Below are 17,195 nucleotides of genomic sequence, written 5' to 3' on the forward strand. Positions count from 1 at the left end.
CCAAGACTTTGCAAGGGGTAAGTGAGGTTCGCTCACAATAAACTATTATACTAGAAAATATTTTTTTACGCAAGCAAAAACACCGAAATAAAAAAAGAAGATGACGAATCATCTTCTCAAAAACTATAAGTTTTTAGTCTTCTTTTTTCTTGCGAGAAAGAAGTCCAAATCCACTAAGGGCTCCAAGAAGTCCAAGCGCTGCAAGACTAGCGTTAGCTTCTGTACCTGTGTTAGGCAATTCTTTTTGACCATCAACATACTTAGGTGTTGCTGGTTTAGCAGCTGTGTCAGTTGCTACTGTTGCATCTGCTTGAGCTGGTGCCGCTGGTTGAGCTTGATTTGGTGTTGCTGGCTGTCCTGGTTCCGTAGGAGTTACAGGTTGATCAGGAGCAGTTGGTCTTGACGGAACATTTTGTGGAGTAGAAGTTGGTCTGTAGTTGTTACCACCATTTCCACCACCGTTATATCCATCTCCATTATATGGATTAGTTTCTGGAATGCGTTTAGGAATTACCGTTACTGGGACGTCTACTACTACAATTTCTCCTGTTGGTAGTTTCACCTTAACCTTAACTCCTGGTTTTTTCCCAGCTGTTTCTGTTGTTGGAATTACCCAGTTCTCTTCGATGATTTCCCATCCTTCTTCTTTAGGAAGTTCGATATGTTTCTTAACATCATCTTTAGTAATAGGTGTTCCTACTTCTACTTCGATTGGAGTTACTTTTGGTGTTACGATTACTGGTACTTTTACTGTAACTGTTTTTCCATTTGGTAATTTCACTTCTACTGGCACCGTTGGTTTTTCACCTGGTGTTGTTGTCGCTGGAATTTCTCCAACTTTTGTGATTTCCCATCCTTCTGGTAAGTCAACATGTTTTTTAACATCTTCTGCTGTGACTGGAGTTCCTACTTCTACTACTACTGGAGTTACTTTTGGTGTTACAATTACTGGCACTTGTACTGTAATTGTTTTTCCATTTGGTAATTTCACTTCTACTGGCACCGTTGGTTTTTCACCTGGTGTTGTTGTCGCTGGAATTTCTCCAACATTTGTAATTTCCCAATCTTTTGGTAGGTCAACATGTTTCTTAACATCTTCTGCTGTGACTGGAGTTCCAACTTCCACTACCACCGGAGTTACTTTTGGTGTTACGATTACTGGTACTTTAACTTCTTTAGTAGCAATAATGTTTCCATCTTTATCTTTATACTCAACTGTTACAGTTACAGAGTCTTTTTCACCCGCTGTTTCTGTTCCTGGAGTTGTTAATGGAGTTTCTTTAACCGTTACTGTTACACCTTCTGGTAAACCTTTGGTATTTTCAGCTGATTCTTTTACTTTATCAGCAACAGCTTTTTCAAGTGTACCTTTATCAGTATCTTTCGGTACGACGACACCTTTTGGAGAAACTTTTGGCAATACTGTTACTGGTACTGTTACAACTTCTTCTCCACCATCTTTATAAGTAACTTTCGCTGTTACTTTAACATCATTAGCTCCAACTTTACCTTCTGTTGTTGGGATAGCTTTGTTGATATCTTCATCAGTGACAGGTGTTTTAGTTCCATCTGTATCAGGAGTGATTGCTTTGTTTACATCATCAGCTTTTGGTTGGTCACCTTCTACAACGTAGACTGGTTTAACATCTGAACCTTTAACATTGACTGTTACTGGAATTGTAGTTGTATAGTCTTTTCCATCAACTGTGTATGTTACTGGTACTTCTACTGTTGTTACTCCAGTTCCTTTTTTAGCTGTTACTTTGTCTTCAATAGCTTTTGTTACATCACCTACAGTTACTTTCGCATCTTTTGGTAATTTATCTGTAAAGTCTTTTGCTTTAATTGCTTCATCAGCTTTAGCTTTTGCTAATTCTTTCAGTTTTTCTGGAGTTGTTCCTTTAGTTACTGTTACGTCCGCTTTTGCTACTGGTAATACTGTAACTGGTACTTTTACTTTTTCAGTTACTTTTCCATTGTCATAAGTTACTGGTACTTCTACTGTTACATCTGTAGCTCCTGCTTTTCCAGCTGTTTCTGGTAATGTTGTTGGTTCTCCAACTGTTCCACCTTGTCCTGGTGTTACGGCATCTTTAGCTTTAGTTGGTTTATCACCTTCGAATACTACTACTGATTTTGGAGTTGATCCTACTACTGTTACTGGTACTTCTACTTCTTTTGTTCCAATAACGTTTCCTTTATCATCAGTATATTCAACAACAACTGTCGCAGGTTTTGGTTTTCCTGTTTCAGTTACTTCAGCTGTTGTTGGTGTAGTTCCTGCTTTCACTTCTTTAACTTTTACAGTTACACCTTCAGGAAGTTTATCTTTTGGTAATGCAGCTACTACTTCTTCAGCTTTAGCTTTAACTGCAGCTTCTAAGTTTTCGCTTCCTTTAAGAACTGTTAATCCTTCAGGTTTCACTAATGGTAATACTTTAACTACTGCAGGTACTTCTACAAGTTTGTCTTCGCCATCTTTAGCTACTACTGTTACTTTCTTATCTCCTGGTGTTGTTGTATCTACTTCACCATCTTTATAAGTAAATTTAGTTCCTTCTGGATATTGGTCAGGATCGATACTTTCATCAGCTGATGGTTGTGATTTTGCAGGGTCTTCAAACACATATTGTGTCTTAGGATCTACTACCATTACTTTAGCTGGTACTTCTACAATTGTTTTTCCATCTAATTTAGCTACAACTGTTACTTCTTTTTCACCTGCTGTTGTTGTATCAACTGGTTCTTTATATTCAAATTCAGTTCCTGTTGGATATTCATCTGGAGTAATGCTTGCTTTAACATCCGGTTGTGGTTTCTTAGGATCTGCAACAACAAATTGTGGTTTGCTATCTACTACACGTACTGTTGCTGGTACTTCTACTAGTACTTTATCCCCTTGTTTAACAACTACTGTTACTTTCTTATCTCCAGGTGCTGTTGTATCTACTTCTTCTTTGTATTCATATGTTGCGTCATCTGGATAGTCTGAAGTATCAATATTATCTTCTGGAGAAGGTTGTTTCTTATCCTCACTTACTGCTACTAATTGTGGATATCCTTTAACAACTTTCACTGGTACATTTACTGTTTCTTCACGTTTATTATCACCTGAACCGTATGTTACTGTTACTGGTGCAGTTAATGTATCATCTCCAACTTTTCCTTTTGTTTCAGGAATCTTAGTTTCATCTACAGTTTTGTCATTTCCTTCTGTAGTAACCGCATTTTTTAGTTTTTCTGCTGTTGGTTTATCACCTTCCACAACATAAACAGGAGTTGGTGTTGAAACTTTTGGAGTTAACTTAATTGTAAAGCTTTGATCTTTATCTGAATCAGAATCAAATGTTGGATCTTGATCGAATGGATTTTCTTGAACAGTGTAACCCATTGATTTTAATACATCAAGACGAGCTTGGATTTTGTCTTCTGGAATTTGTGTTCCTGCTTTACCTGAAAGATCATTAATATTGAATTTCTCATCTAATGGTGTTTCTTTACCAGCTGCATCTACAGAAACAAAGTTAACTGTAGCTTTTTGAATTCCAGGTGCATATTGAATTGGAGTTTTACCGAATTTATCAGTTGGGTCAAAGTTATCTGGAACTTTATATCCTTTAGATGGATCTGCAGGATCAACTGGTGTTAATTCTACTCCATTGTATTTTGGAACATATCCATCTACATAAGGAATAACTACCTTACTGAAATCACCAGGTTTTGTTGGATCATTTGGATTGTTAGGATATTTAATTGTATCTGGTGCATCTTTTGGTTTCTTACCAGCTGGATACTCAGGTGTAAATGATCCAATTTCTTTATAAAGAACTTTCACTACTTCGTTAGTAACTTCACCTGTTTTAGATGGTGTTGGAGCTTCTTTTTCTGCGATAGTTTTATCAGCAGGCTCTACTTGTAAGTAGTTTTCAATTACTGGAGAAGTAACTTCATTGAATTTACCTTTTCCATCTTCTGCTGAAGCATCTGATATTTCTGCTCCTTCATAAACAGTCCAATCAGAGTATGTTACTTCACCTGTTTCTGGGTTTACAGTTGCTGTACGTTTGTAAGTAACTTTTTGTTCTCTATCTGGAGCAGTTTCTGGGTCGATAGGTTGAGCGTTTGGATTATCTTTATCATTAACATTGATAAATTTAACCGTACGTGTCACTTCTTTAACTAAGTCATCACGTGTTACCCCAGCTGGGTATTTACCATAATTTTCATCTCCTGGTTTAACTGGTGTATCAGCTGTTTTTGGAGATACTAGAGCTGTTGTACTTGGATTTGTTGGGTCAGCTGTTACTGTTGGATCTACTGTAATTAAATCTAATACGTGAACTGTTGTAGTATCAATATTAGATTTTTTACCTTCACTATCTGTAGCTTGAACTCTTACTGTATAATCTCCTGGCTTAGTTGAATCTAACCCACCGTCATTACTTACAGCAATCGTTGGTTTAGTAGAATCAACACCATCACGATCATCTTCTAAGTCAGTAGCGGTAGCTTCTGATTTTTTAAGTACTTCATCAGCCGTTAACTTTTTATCTGCTGGAGTTTTATAAACATAGATATCTTTTTTCTTAGTTTCTACAGTCGGAGCATTATTGATAACATCTCCATATGCTGGATCTGATTCGTTTCCTGCCTTGTCTAATACTGTAACTTTAATACGTTTATCTGGGTTAGTTGTATCACTTGCTTCTGTTAAATCAGTACCCGCAGGAACTGGTACAACTAATTTACCATCACGTACTTCTACTTTTGTTTCACCGTTATACCAACCGTCTTCTTTTTTCGTTAATGTAATCGGTGTTTTACTATTTGGTAAAGTAACTTTCATTGAAGTTAAGCCACCAATAGCTTTTTTAATATTGTCTACTTCCGTATCAGCATTACGAGTGGTTCCATTATTTTTATCGTTAGCTGCAATATCTTGTTTTTCTCTAGCTTCATCTGTTAAGTTAGGATCTTTTTCTGCAGGTACAGAAATTAATAATTCTGTTGGTTGTTTTTTATCAGTTTTTTCTCCAGTAACACTGTCTGTATGAACTGTTTCTACTGTTGGAGTTTGTGGCTTAACTGTATCAATATAAATCGTTTTATTGTAGTAGTAATCTGGTTGGTCAGTATTTCTTACTCCGTTCACCACTTCATTATATTTACCTTTTGGAATAATGTTACCTTGTTTATCTCTTTGAGTACCATCATTTGAAACATCACCAGTATTCAACACTACATTATCTTCTGCATCCCTCATACCATTTGGTAAATAAGTTCTTACTTTAAATGTTGCAGTACCTTTATAATCGTCAGCAGTAGTAAATGGTAATCTAAATTTACGAACTCCATCATTCTTACCACCATTAGAACCTACACCGATATACGGAACGTCTCCGTTATTAGATTTTGATGTGCCATATTTTAATCTTAACTTTCTAGTTGCTGGATCCCATTGGATTTTATCAGGAGCAACCGGAGTATCACCAAACCAAACCCATCCTGTTGGATTTGTAATATTATTTGGAAGCTCTACCCCTTTAGGAACTTCGATTTCTGTTTCGGCAGATCCGTATAGACGAGTTCCACCAACACTGTTTACTGTAAATTCGAATTCACCTGTTTGTTTTGATTTATACAGATTATCTTCTCCGAACTTACCTTCCTTCTTGTTGCTTTTAACATTGGTAGTCATTTCTACACCAGTACCAACTGCCAAGTTAACAGCACCAACGAAGTAACCATCTGTAACCTTACTATTTGTTCCTTTTAAATATGAATTGTTAATCGCTGTACCATCGTTTAAAGCTTCAATTTCAACTTTAATTTTTGTGACATCTTTTGGAATTTCATAGATCGCACGGTATTCAGCCCAACCGTCACCATTTCCTCCATCACCAGCAGGTTCAGAAATATGTGATTCTTCGAATTTTTCACCAATCGTACGGTCATCTCTGATGCTAGCAATTGCATTTCCTTTGTCGTCTTTAACAGTAATTTTTACTTTTTCACCTGTTCCAGCAGTTCCGGCATTACCATAAGCACCACCTGTGATAGCACTTAGCATCACTCTAGAATTTCCATTTACTGCGTACTCTTTCGAAATTTTTGTACCTTGTTTTCCTAATTCTAGATAATATCCTTTTGGTAAATCATGAGTTCCTACCATACCTGAGTAGTTCACACCATTCGCATAACTTTGGTTAGCAGCATTTACACCAAGTGGGTTTCCTGGAGCTGGATTCTCATTATCTCTTTGAGTAACTTTTCCATCTAAATCATACACTTTCGATGGTTTAGGATCGAAACCTGCTGGACGATCAGCTGAAACATTAGTTGGTGCTTCAGGTTTAACTGCAGTTACTTTTTCTCCACTTTCAATTTTCCAACCATTCAAGGCATTATTATTGTTAGCTTCTGCTGCAGTAATTTCTTTTTCTTTCCAGTTATAAGTTAAACTACCTAAAATTTCAGTATCTCCACCTTGAGAAGCAGTAGATCTTGACCATTGTTTTTTAACTTCTTTATTTTTTTCTGTAGCATTAGCAAAATCAATATCACCAAATTGATTTTTTGCACTTTCAAATACACCATCAGCTGGGTTGTTTCCTGAACCTAATTTATTGTTGTTTGTTGGTCCTTCAGTAGCAGGAATAATTGGATTAGCTGTTGCTTCTCTGAACCCACTTTCACCTTGTCCAGGAATTGCTTGGCCATTACGTGAATCTTGGTTTTTATTTTCTTTTTCTTCTTTCTTGTCTGCAGGTGCTTTTGGCATACTTTCTAATACGAATGCATTACCGTTTACTGCTGATGTAGCTTTTGCCACCTCTTCTTTTGTTGCAGCTTCATTTGCGGCTACAGCTTTTGCGCTTGCTAATTCTGCTTTTGCAGACTCAATTGCTGAAGCTGTTTTTTCAGTTGATGCTGCTTTTTCTAAAGCTGCTTCTAAACGAGCAATAGCTGCTTCCAACTTGCTTGTGTCAGCCTTTGAAGCTGGTGCTAGAGCTTCTTCGGCTTTTGGTGTTTCAGTCGGTGCTGTTGGTTGCGTTGCTGCAGGCGCTGGTGTTGATGGTTGCTCAGCTGTTGGTGTAGCAGTTTCAGTCGAAGCTAGAGGCATGGTTGAATCTGCTTGATTACTTGCATCTGGGACTGTTTGTGAATCAGATGCCGTCTTTGGTGTAACTTGAGCATCCGCCTGAACAGTTGCTGCTCCACCGAACATCATGTAAGCTGCTACAGCTACTGATGCTGCACCAAAACTATACTTACGGATTGAAAAGCGCTGCACTTTTTGTCCGTGATTTTTTTCCATTCTTGAATACATGGTTTCTCCTTTTTTATTTATATGTTATTAAACTGGAATAATGTTAAAACGTTTAATATTCACTTCCTTTCCTGCTTAAGAACGAAGTCTTAAACTAGTCTCAACACAATATCCGCTGGTCCGATTTTATCATATTTCCCAGAATATTGTCAATCAAAAAGAGCTTTATGTTCGTATTTTTATATATTATTTTTGTACCCAAAATTCAAAAAAAGAAGGAATCCTCCTTCTTTTTTTCATAATAACTTTTTATTTTATTTTTAAGGTTTAATACGATGCAACATACGTGGGAATGGGATAGCTTCACGGATGTGTTTTGTTCCTGCTGCGAAGGTTACCATACGCTCGATACCGATACCAAATCCTCCGTGTGGAACTGTACCGTATTTACGAAGGTCAAGGTAGAATTCATACTCAGTACGATCCATGCCAAGTTCATCCATTTTTGCGACAAGGGCATCGTAGTCTTCCTCACGCATAGAACCACCGATAATTTCTCCATAGCCTTCTGGAGCAAGCAAGTCTGCACAAAGCACGCGCTCTGGATTTCCAGGAACTGGTTTCATGTAGAAGGCCTTGATGGCTGCTGGATAGTTCATGACAAATGTTGGCACACCAAAGTGGTTTGAAATCCAAGTTTCATGTGGTGAACCAAAGTCATCACCATGCTCAAGATGTTCGTAGTCAGCATCTTCATCATTCTCATGCTCTTGCAAGAGGTCAATGGCTTGATCGTAAGTGATACGTTTGAATGGCTCTGCAATGTAGCGTTTCAAGAGTTCTGTATCACGTTCCAATGTTTCCAAGGCTTGAGGCGCACGATCAAGAACACCTTGTAGAAGAGCTTTCACATAAGCTTCTTGCAAGTCAAGCGACTCATCATGTGTCAAGTATGAGTACTCTGCGTCCATCATCCAGAACTCAGTCAAGTGACGACGTGTTTTTGATTTTTCAGCACGGAATACGGGACCAAAGTCAAATACACGACCAAGGGCCATCGCACCTGCCTCTAGATAAAGCTGACCTGATTGGCTCAAGTAGGCTGGCGTTCCGAAGTAGTCCGTTTCAAAGAGTTCAGTTGAATCTTCTGCAGCATTTCCTGACAAAATTGGGCTATCAAACTTCATGAAGCCGTTCTTGTCAAAGAATTCATAAGTTGCATAAATGATAGCGTTACGGATTTGCATCACCGCTACTTGCTTACGAGAACGGAGCCACAAGTGACGGTTGTCCATCAAGAAGTCTGTTCCGTGTTCTTTTGGTGTGATTGGGTAGTCTTGAGATTCACCGATTACTTCGATGTCTGTAATGTCCAACTCATAGCCAAACTTAGAACGTTCGTCTTCTTTGACAATACCTGTCACATAGACAGACGTTTCTTGGCTCAAGCGTTTGATGATATCAAACTTCTCAAGTCCCACTTCTTCACCAAATTTTTCTAAAAAGTTTGGTTTAAAGGCTACACCTTGGAAGAAGGCTGTTCCATCACGCAATTGCAAAAAAGCGATTTTTCCTTTTCCTGATTTGTTGGCAACCCAAGCACCAATCGTCACTTCTTGACCAACATAGTCTTTTACATCAATAATCGTTACACGTTTTGTCATTATTTTTCCTTTTCTTTTTTATTCTTTATGGCAAACCACCTCTATATTGTTCCCATCTGGATCAATCATAAAAGCAGCATAATAAATCGGATGCTCACTGCGATAACCAGGAGCACCATTGTCTAGCCCACCTGCCTCTAAGCCAGCCTCATAACAAGCTTGAACCTCTTCCTTATTTTCTGCTAAGAAAGCAAAGTGAATAGGATTTTGCGTCCCCTGAGCTAACCAAAAGTCACCACCAGGATGAGGGCTATTTGGGGCAAGAAAACTGATTAGAGAAGTAGTTTTAAAAGCCAATTTATAGCCCAAAGGGGCGAGAAAACTCCTATAAAATCCTTCTGAAATTTGTAAATCCTTTACCTTAATTTCAAAATGATCAATCATTCTCACTACCCATAAATGCTTTCAAACGTTTAACTGCTTCTTTAAGCGTGTCTAGGTCTGTCGCATAGCTGAGGCGGACATTTTCTGGCGCTCCAAAGCCAGCTCCTGTTATGAGTGCCAAACCAACTTCCTCAAGAATAGCTGTTGTAAAGTCAGTCACATCCGTATAATCTTTCATCTCCATAGCTTTTTTAACATTTGGAAAGAGATAGAAGGCTCCTTGTGGCTTAACGACTTCAAAACCAGGGACCTCACATAATAGCGGATAAATGGTATTGAGACGCTCCTCAAAAGCTTGACGCATGATATCAACAGAATCCTGTGGTCCTGTTAAGGCTTCAATAGCCGCATATTGAGAAACAGATGTCAAATTTGAAGTTGTTTGTCCCGTCAATTTACTCATAGCTGCAATGATTTCAGGATCACCTACCGCATAACCAACTCGCCAACCCGTCATGGCATAGGCCTTAGATACACCGTTGATAACAACGGTTTGCTTACGAATTGCTTCTGATAGACTTGAGATTGGAACAAATTGATTTCCATTATAAACAAGGCGACCGTATATATCATCTGCTAAAATCAGAATGTCATGCTCAACTGCCCAATTTCCGATAGCTAGTAATTCTTCACGAGTATAAATCATACCAGTCGGATTAGATGGTGAATTGAGAACCAAAACCTTTGTTTTATCTGTCCTAACTAGTTCTAGTTGATCCACTGTGACTTTAAAATCATTGTCTTCTTTAGCTTGAACAAAGACTGGAATCCCTTCTGCCATCTTGACCTGATCTCCATAACTAACCCAGTATGGAGTTGGAATAATAACCTCATCTAAAGGATTGATTACAGCCATAAAGAAAGTATAGAGGGAGAACTTGGCACCTGTGGCAAAGGTAACCTCATTACTTGCGACAGAATAGCCATAGTAACGCTCGAAGTAGGTATTCACTGCAGCTTTTAATTCTGGTAGACCTGAAGCTACTGTATAGAAGGAAGCCTGTCCTTCTCGAATAGCTTTAACTGCTGCATCCTGAATATTTTCAGGAGTGTGAAAATCTGGTTGTCCCAAGGTCAAGAAAAGGACATCCTTACCTTGAGCTTTTAATTTTTTTGCTCTCGCATCACTAGCTAAAGTGACACTTTCTTCCATTTCTAAAACACGGTTGGATAGTTTCATAGGCCCTCCTTATTGACCAATGCTCCTGTTTCAAAATCTACTAGATAAAAATCAGAGCCTGACTTGACTTCCCAGATTGGCTTATCTTGATAACGGCCAAAGGTAATCTTGTCAATCTCGCCAGCTCCTTTTTCCTTCGAAACAGCTTCTGCTTTTTCTTGTGAAACACCTTGATTTAGCTGATAAACGTAAATCTTATGGTCATCTTTTCCAATCAGGACAGCAAGTGCTTCTTGTTTTTTATTATGACCAAGAACGCTATAATAGGATTCCAAGCCATTGTATAAGTCAACCTGATCAGCCTGCTCTAATCCTGCATACTGCTGAGCTAATTTTTCTCCTTCACTTTTAGCTGTTTGATAGGGTTTCATGCCGAGAGAAACCAGATACAGAAAGGAAGCACTGATAACCACAAACAAAATCGTCATCCCTAGACCATACTGCCACAGTAGATTATTTTTTGCTTTGTTTTGTCTTTTTTTCACTCGTCTATTTTACCATCTATTGGGCTTTATTACAAGTGAATGCAAGAACAATCGCACTTTATTTCTGCCTTCAAAGCAAACCGATTTTTCTTGTTTAAAACCGAGCAAGAAAAGTAAAGACACAAGCGAAATCAACGTATTAAAAAACTTGAGCTTTGGCACTCAAGTTTTTAGAAGTTCTTTTAATCTATGGTATTATTTTATTATCTATTCTTTTAGCCATTTTTCCTAAAAATACAGGCAGTAGAAGGCTAATCATGACTAAAAAGAATCCTAGATAAAGAAATGCTACTACAAAGCCTAAATGGTCAATCAACCACCCTGTCAGTGGGAAGAATACAATCATACTTAGGCTAAACATCATAGAGTAGACACTCAGCATGGTTGCCCTTACTTCACTTGGAAGGCGCTCTTGCAAATCATTGTCAAAAATCGGCTGAAAAAGAGCATATAGAGCATTACTAATCAAATAAATCAAAATATAGATTAGAGGTGTTCTAAAGTAGGACAGCATATAGGTGACTCCAGTCAGCAGGACGAGAAGAGGGAAAATCTTCAAGGCAGCATATTTCTTTCCAATCTTACTCGCTAGATAGACTGCAAGGATATTCAGGAGACTACCAAGTAGCATAACTGCTGAAATTTGCCAGCTACTTAAATCCGGTAACTGATTTTGATAGTAAAAATAAAACATGCACATAAGTGTTCCGACAATCTGAGATAAAATCATCCAGTTGAAAAGCATGGGATTTCGCTCCAACTCATCCCTAACAGTCCAAATAATCTGTTTCATCGTCACACTATCAGCTTTTTCTAGCTTGACACTAGGTTCTTTCAGCATCCAAATCAAGACAAGAACTATGATAGAAGTGGCAATCATGATATAGTAGGTCAGGTGCAATTGACCATGGACAAAAAATCCCGCCAACACTGTCCCCAAAGACCGAGTTCCTTCTGCTACTCCTGACATGAAACTTGAAATGGATAGATAGCGTTCTTTTAGTCCAGCCTCTACAGCCGAGTCATAGACCATTGCTGCGCTTGTTCCTGAATCAAAATTATAAGACAAGGCATTTATCGCCATAGCTAGTGCATAAATCCAAAAATTTCCCTGCCCAGCCAACATGAGAATAGAAGACACAATCCCTGCTATACGACTTAAATAAAGGTTGGTCTTATAGGAATAGCGGTCAGCTAACATACCAGATGGAATTTCACAGAGAAGACTGGTCGTATGAAAAATACTCTCCAGAAATCCAATCTGCCAAAGAGACATTCCGTTTTGACTGAGAAAGAGAATCCAAAAACTGGTAATCCCTAGAAATGCAAAAAACTCAACTCCGGCCATCAGGCCAATATTTTTCCGATAATTTCTTATTAACATCTTTTCTCCTTAACAAGTGTATTATTATTTCTTTTGTCCGTCACTTGTTAATCTTTGCCTTACATGATCTCCACCCCTTTTAGAAGCATTCTTCAATGCCATTATTGTTCCTTTAATGATTTATGAAATGATACCGGAAAATAGCTGTTCTGTGGTTTCTATTGCTAGTTTTCTTGTTTATTTTAGCACTTATGTCATTATATTACAAGAGAATATTGGAATACTCCTATAAAATCAAAGAAAACTAAAATCCAAAAAACAGTTCTTACTTTTCCAGTGGCAACTGACTAGAGTTTCAGCAATTTTATAATTTTCAAATAAACTCTGAGCAAATCTCTTGCAAGTCCTTTTGTTTTGTTGTAATATATTTTATAACAACAAGAGGGTTCTCGAAATTTTAAGCAAAAGGAGACACATTATGTCTAAAAAAGTATTATTTATCGTCGGATCACTACGTCAAGGTTCTTTCAACCACCAAATGGCCCTCGAAGCTGAGAAAGCACTTGCTGGTAAAGCAGAAGTTAGCTATCTTGATTATTCAGCCCTTCCTCTTTTCAGCCAAGATTTGGAAGTTCCAACTCATCCAGCTGTAGCTGCTGCTCGTGAAGCAGTTCTCGCTGCGGATGCTATCTGGATTTTCTCTCCAGTCTACAATTTCTCTATCCCTGGAACAGTGAAAAACTTGCTTGATTGGCTATCTCGTGCCCTTGACTTATCTGATACACGTGGCGCTTCTGCTCTTCAAGACAAGTTCGTCACAGTATCATCTGTAGCCAATGCAGGTCACGATCAACTTTTCGCTATTTACAAGGACCTCTTGCCATTTATCCGTACACAAGTCGTTGGTGATTTCACTGCTGCACGTGTTAATGACTCTGCCTGGGCAGACGGAAAATTGATTCTTGAAGAAACAGTCCTAAACTCACTTGAAAAACAAGCTCAAGACTTGCTCGCAGCAGTTCAGTAAAAAATAAAGAATTTTTAAAAGTCTAAATCAATGATCGCCACCTAATAGGGTGGCATTTTTAGACTCAATCAAGATTTTCAGACAAACATCAGACATCCAAAAAAACCTTGAGCGTTACCACTCAAGGTTTTTAGCAGTCTTTTCCATCATAGGAAAATCATTCTAAGAATATTCTTTCATTCGAGATCTATCACTTATCATCTTCTTTCGAGAAATTAGTGACTGCTTTTGGCTGATTAATCTTCCTTTCTTCGTCCTACATATAGGCTCAATAGAATACCGCTACCTAGAAGAACAGAGATATAATCAGATTGGCTTCCAGTTTCAGGTAATTTGTCACCATGGTTTTCTTTAACTGTAGTTGGAACTACTGGGTTAGCATTTACTGGAGTTGCTGGTTGAGCCGGTGTTGGTACTACTGGTTGTTCTGGAACCGCTGGTACTGGTTTAACCGGTACTTCTGGTGTTGGAACAACTGGAGTTGGTTGTACTGGCACTTCTGGTGTCGGTACATTTGGTGTTGGTTGCGCTGGCACAGGTTTAACCGGTACACTTGGTGTTGGTTGTGCTGGTACTGTTGGCATATCTAATTCTGGTACTTCAGTAACTTCAGGCATACCTGGTACTCCACCGTTAAATTCTGGCAATTCATGAACTTCTGGCATTCCTGGCACACCACCGTTGAATTCTGGCAATTCATGAACTGGTGGTTCTGGCATTGCAAACGTTGGTCCTTCTGGCACATTACGTGTTGGAGGAACTGGTTTGTCATTTGATGGTGTTACTGGTTTGTCTTGGCATCCACATTTTCCGTCTTTGCCGTCTCGACCATCACGTCCATCTCTACCATCTTTGCCATCTTTAATAACTGTTTTTGTCACAGTTCCATCAGAATTGATGATTGTGATTGTATGACTACCATCACCATTATCTTCAACAGAAACTTTTGGTGATTTACCATCTTTACCGTCTTTAATCACCATTTCTGTCTTACTTCCATCCGGATTAGTGATTGTTACAACGTGAGTTCCGTCGTTATTATTTTTAACAGTTACACTTGGTGAAACGCCATCTTTACCGTCTTTACCATCTTTGATAATAGATTTGTATTCACGACCATCAGAATCTACGATTGTTAATGTATGAGTTCCGTCTCCGTTATCAACGATGTTAGCTTTTGGTGATTTACCATCAAAGATTGTAGTTGTAGTTTCTTTACCATCAGCACCTGTCACTTTAATAGTGTGTGAACCATTGTTGTTATCAATCACTTCAAGTTTTGGTTCTTTACCATCACGAACTGTAGTTGTTGTAGTTGTACCGTCTGAGTTCACAACTGTGATAGTGTGAGTTCCATCTCCGTTATCCACAACCTTAGCAGTTGGTGATTTACCGTCACGAACTGTGGTTTCAGAAACAGTACCATTACCGTTTTCTACACGAATTGTGTAAGTACCATCATGGTTGTCAGTAACAGTCGCTACTGGTGATTTACCATCTTTAATGATTGTTTCAGTAGTTGTGCCGTCACCATTTAGAACTGAGATCTTATGAGTTCCATTTTGTTCATCAGTTATAGTCACTTTTGGTGATTTACCATCACGAACTGTTGTTTCAGTTGTCACACCTTCTGGATTTGTAATAACGATTGTATGACTTCCGTCTCCATTATCACGAACAGATGCGGTTGGAGTACGTCCGTCAACACCGTCACGTCCATTCTTAACAACAAACTCATTCTTAGTTCCATCTGGGTTAGTGATTGTTACAGTGTGGCTTCCATCTGGGTTTTCTGTTGTTGTTGCTGTTGCAGCTTTACCATCTTTACCATCTTTGATGATAGCGTTGGTAACATTGCCATCTCCATCCGTAACTTTAACTGTGTGAGTTCCATCGTTGTTATCAGTCACTTCAACTTTTGGAGTCTTACCGTCTTTACCGTTTTTAACAACAGTTTCTTTTGTTGATCCATCTGGATTTGTTACAGTGATTGTGTGGCTTCCATCTGGATTTTCTGTTGTAGTGATATTGGCAGTTTTACCGTCTTTACCATCTTTAACTTTAGTTGTTGATTCAGAACCATCAGGGTTTCTAACAGTAATAGAGTGTGTTCCATCTCCATTGTCCGTTACATTTACAACTGGTGATTTACCGTCTGCTCCATTAGCTCCGTTTTCACCTTTTTCACCTTTTTCACCTTTGTCGCCTTTTTCACCGGCTACTCCTTGAGGTCCTCTAATATTACCGATTTTCCCCCAAGCTCCATCTCTCTTTTTATACACATCTCCTGTTGTAGCATCAATGTATGTATCACCATCTTTACCATCTTCTGGCCTTGGAGCTATAATTCCACTTAATAATTCAGCTCCTCTTATAGCATCTTTACCATCATTACCATTCTCTCCTTTTGGAGCAGGAGGAATAACAGTACTTGATATCAACTCATCACCTTCATCAAATACACCATTATTATTATTATCATAATATGCTTTTATTTCGGTTCCCGCATATTCACCTGATGGTTTAGGTTGAGTTGATGTTGGTTGTGATGCTGTTGAGCCTGTAGCTGATGGTTGTGAACCTGTTGAACCTGCAGTTGCTGGTTGTGAACCTGTTGAACCTGTAATTGATGGTTGTACTGTTTCTGATGACTCAGTTGCTCTTCTATCTTCATCTGGTAATGCTCTTCTATTTCTTGCACTTCTTGATGTTCCAGAAGGTTGTGAATTAGAAGTTGATCCAACACCTCTTCTAACTGCTTCCACCAATGCATTTAAGTCAATAGTTGGTGTACGTCCATCTTTACCATTCTTACCATCTTTTACTGTAAAGGTTACTGGATCTTTACCTGGTGTTGTGATAGTTACAACAGTGCTTTGGCCATCTTGTCCACGTTGAGTAGTGATTGTAGGAGTTTGTCCATCCTGACCGGTTGCACCAGTTTCTCCCTTAGCACCATCTTGAACAAAGACTGTAGTTGGTTGTGAACCATCATGGTTATCAACAGTGATTTCTACACCTTTATGACCTTCTTCATCCTTACGAACAGCTGTTACTGTTGGAGAGACACCGTCCACTCCATCTTTAATAACTGCAAGAGGTTTTTCAGGGTTCAATGGTTGACCTGGGTGTGCTGGATCTTCTTGGTAAACTTTAGTTTCTTTGCCATCTTTGACAGTAATCAATGATTTACCATCACGTCCGTCCGCACCTTTAGCACCATCTTTAATCATTTCAGAACCTAGAAGTTCATCAGTTCCTGGAGTGTACTTACCATCATTGTTTTCATCAGTATAGAATGTCACAATTGTATGAGATGGATTTCCGTTTTGTCCTTCGACACGAAGCAAATCAACTTTTGGAGTTTTACCGTTCAGACCATTTTCTCCGTTCTTAACATTTACTGTAACTGGATCTTTACCTGGAACAGTGAATGTAATGTCGGTACTATGACCATCTTTACCTGGAGTTACAGTTACTTCTGGAGTCTTACCATCTTCTCCACGTTCACCTTTGTCCCCTTTAGGGCCTTTGATGTTGCCTTCTTTATCCCAGTTGCCGTTATTCTTAACGAAGACGTCGCCTGTTTCTGTATTAACGTATTTATCGCCGTCTTTACCTTGATTTGCTTCTGGGTTAACTTTGCCGTTCAAGACGTCTTTACCGTCGCGTCCATCACGTCCGTCACGACCTGCTGCGCCATCACGTCCGTCGCGTCCTGGTAAACCTTGGGCTCCGTCTTGACCATCACGACCTTGAAGACCTTGTTCACCTTTGTCCCCTTTAGGGCCTTTGATGTTGCCTTCTTTATCCCAGTTGCCGTTATTCTTAACGAAGACGTCGCCTGTTTCTGTATTAACG

8 protein-coding genes are annotated in these 17,195 nt (G+C 38.8%); 1 reads left to right on the forward strand and 7 read right to left on the reverse strand.

Going from position 1 to position 17,195, the window contains the following annotated elements; all coding sequences use genetic code 11:
- Window positions 1-133: 133 nt before the first annotated feature.
- The 6 genes from B7700_RS02780 to B7700_RS02800 form a co-directional block, all read right to left on the reverse strand.
- A complete protein-coding gene (locus B7700_RS02780) occupies window positions 134-7,330 on the reverse strand; it encodes a Rib/alpha-like domain-containing protein (RefSeq protein WP_084886976.1) in 7,197 nt (2,398 codons plus the stop codon).
- Between the two features lie 260 nt (window positions 7,331-7,590).
- The gene (gene asnS, locus B7700_RS02785; protein ID WP_158086132.1) at window positions 7,591-8,934 is read right to left on the reverse strand and encodes an asparagine--tRNA ligase; all 1,344 of its coding nucleotides are present in this window, start codon (window positions 8,932-8,934) and stop codon (window positions 7,591-7,593) included.
- 18 nt (window positions 8,935-8,952) lie between these two features.
- Complete coding sequence (locus B7700_RS11110; protein ID WP_000565230.1) at window positions 8,953-9,318, reverse strand: VOC family protein; 366 nt, start codon at window positions 9,316-9,318, stop codon at window positions 8,953-8,955.
- Window positions 9,311-10,498, reverse strand: coding sequence for a pyridoxal phosphate-dependent aminotransferase (locus B7700_RS02790; protein ID WP_084886978.1), 1,188 nt, complete (start codon window positions 10,496-10,498; stop codon window positions 9,311-9,313). Before B7700_RS02790 ends, B7700_RS11110 begins: the two co-directional genes overlap by 8 nt.
- Window positions 10,495-10,983 carry a cell wall elongation regulator TseB-like domain-containing protein gene (locus tag B7700_RS02795; protein WP_049543393.1) on the reverse strand — a complete coding sequence of 163 codons (489 nt, stop codon included), beginning with the start codon at window positions 10,981-10,983 and terminating at the stop codon, window positions 10,495-10,497. Before B7700_RS02795 ends, B7700_RS02790 begins: the two co-directional genes overlap by 4 nt.
- 187 nt (window positions 10,984-11,170) lie before the next feature.
- Window positions 11,171-12,367, reverse strand: a complete 1,197-nt coding sequence (locus B7700_RS02800) for an MFS transporter (protein WP_049543395.1) — start codon at window positions 12,365-12,367, stop codon at window positions 11,171-11,173.
- Between the two features lie 418 nt (window positions 12,368-12,785).
- Here B7700_RS02800 and B7700_RS02805 point away from each other — a divergent pair, with 418 nt between their 5' ends.
- Window positions 12,786-13,334, forward strand: a complete 549-nt coding sequence (locus tag B7700_RS02805) for an NADPH-dependent FMN reductase (protein WP_084886980.1) — start codon at window positions 12,786-12,788, stop codon at window positions 13,332-13,334.
- Window positions 13,335-13,570: 236 nt separating this feature from the next.
- On the opposite strand, the gene B7700_RS02810 is transcribed toward B7700_RS02805, so the two are convergent.
- Window positions 13,571-17,195, reverse strand: a 3,625-nt coding sequence (locus B7700_RS02810; RefSeq protein ID WP_142358596.1) for a collagen-flanked surface repeat-containing protein, incomplete at its 5' end; no start/stop codon positions are given.

The sequence above is a fragment of the Streptococcus mitis genome, from assembly GCF_002096755.1.
In the GTDB taxonomy this organism is placed as follows: domain Bacteria; phylum Bacillota; class Bacilli; order Lactobacillales; family Streptococcaceae; genus Streptococcus; species Streptococcus mitis_AC.

Excerpts from the sequence above, each read along its gene's own strand:
- B7700_RS02780 (WP_084886976.1), bottom strand. The coding sequence starts at position 7,330 with ATGTATTCAAGAATGGAAAAAAATCACGGACAAAAAGTGCAGCGCTTT.
- asnS (WP_158086132.1), bottom strand. The coding sequence starts at position 8,934 with ATGACAAAACGTGTAACGATTATTGATGTAAAAGACTATGTTGGTCAA.
- B7700_RS11110 (WP_000565230.1), bottom strand. The coding sequence starts at position 9,318 with ATGATTGATCATTTTGAAATTAAGGTAAAGGATTTACAAATTTCAGAA.
- B7700_RS02790 (WP_084886978.1), bottom strand. The coding sequence starts at position 10,498 with ATGAAACTATCCAACCGTGTTTTAGAAATGGAAGAAAGTGTCACTTTA.
- B7700_RS02800 (WP_049543395.1), bottom strand. The coding sequence starts at position 12,367 with ATGTTAATAAGAAATTATCGGAAAAATATTGGCCTGATGGCCGGAGTT.
- B7700_RS02805 (WP_084886980.1), top strand. The coding sequence starts at position 12,786 with ATGTCTAAAAAAGTATTATTTATCGTCGGATCACTACGTCAAGGTTCT.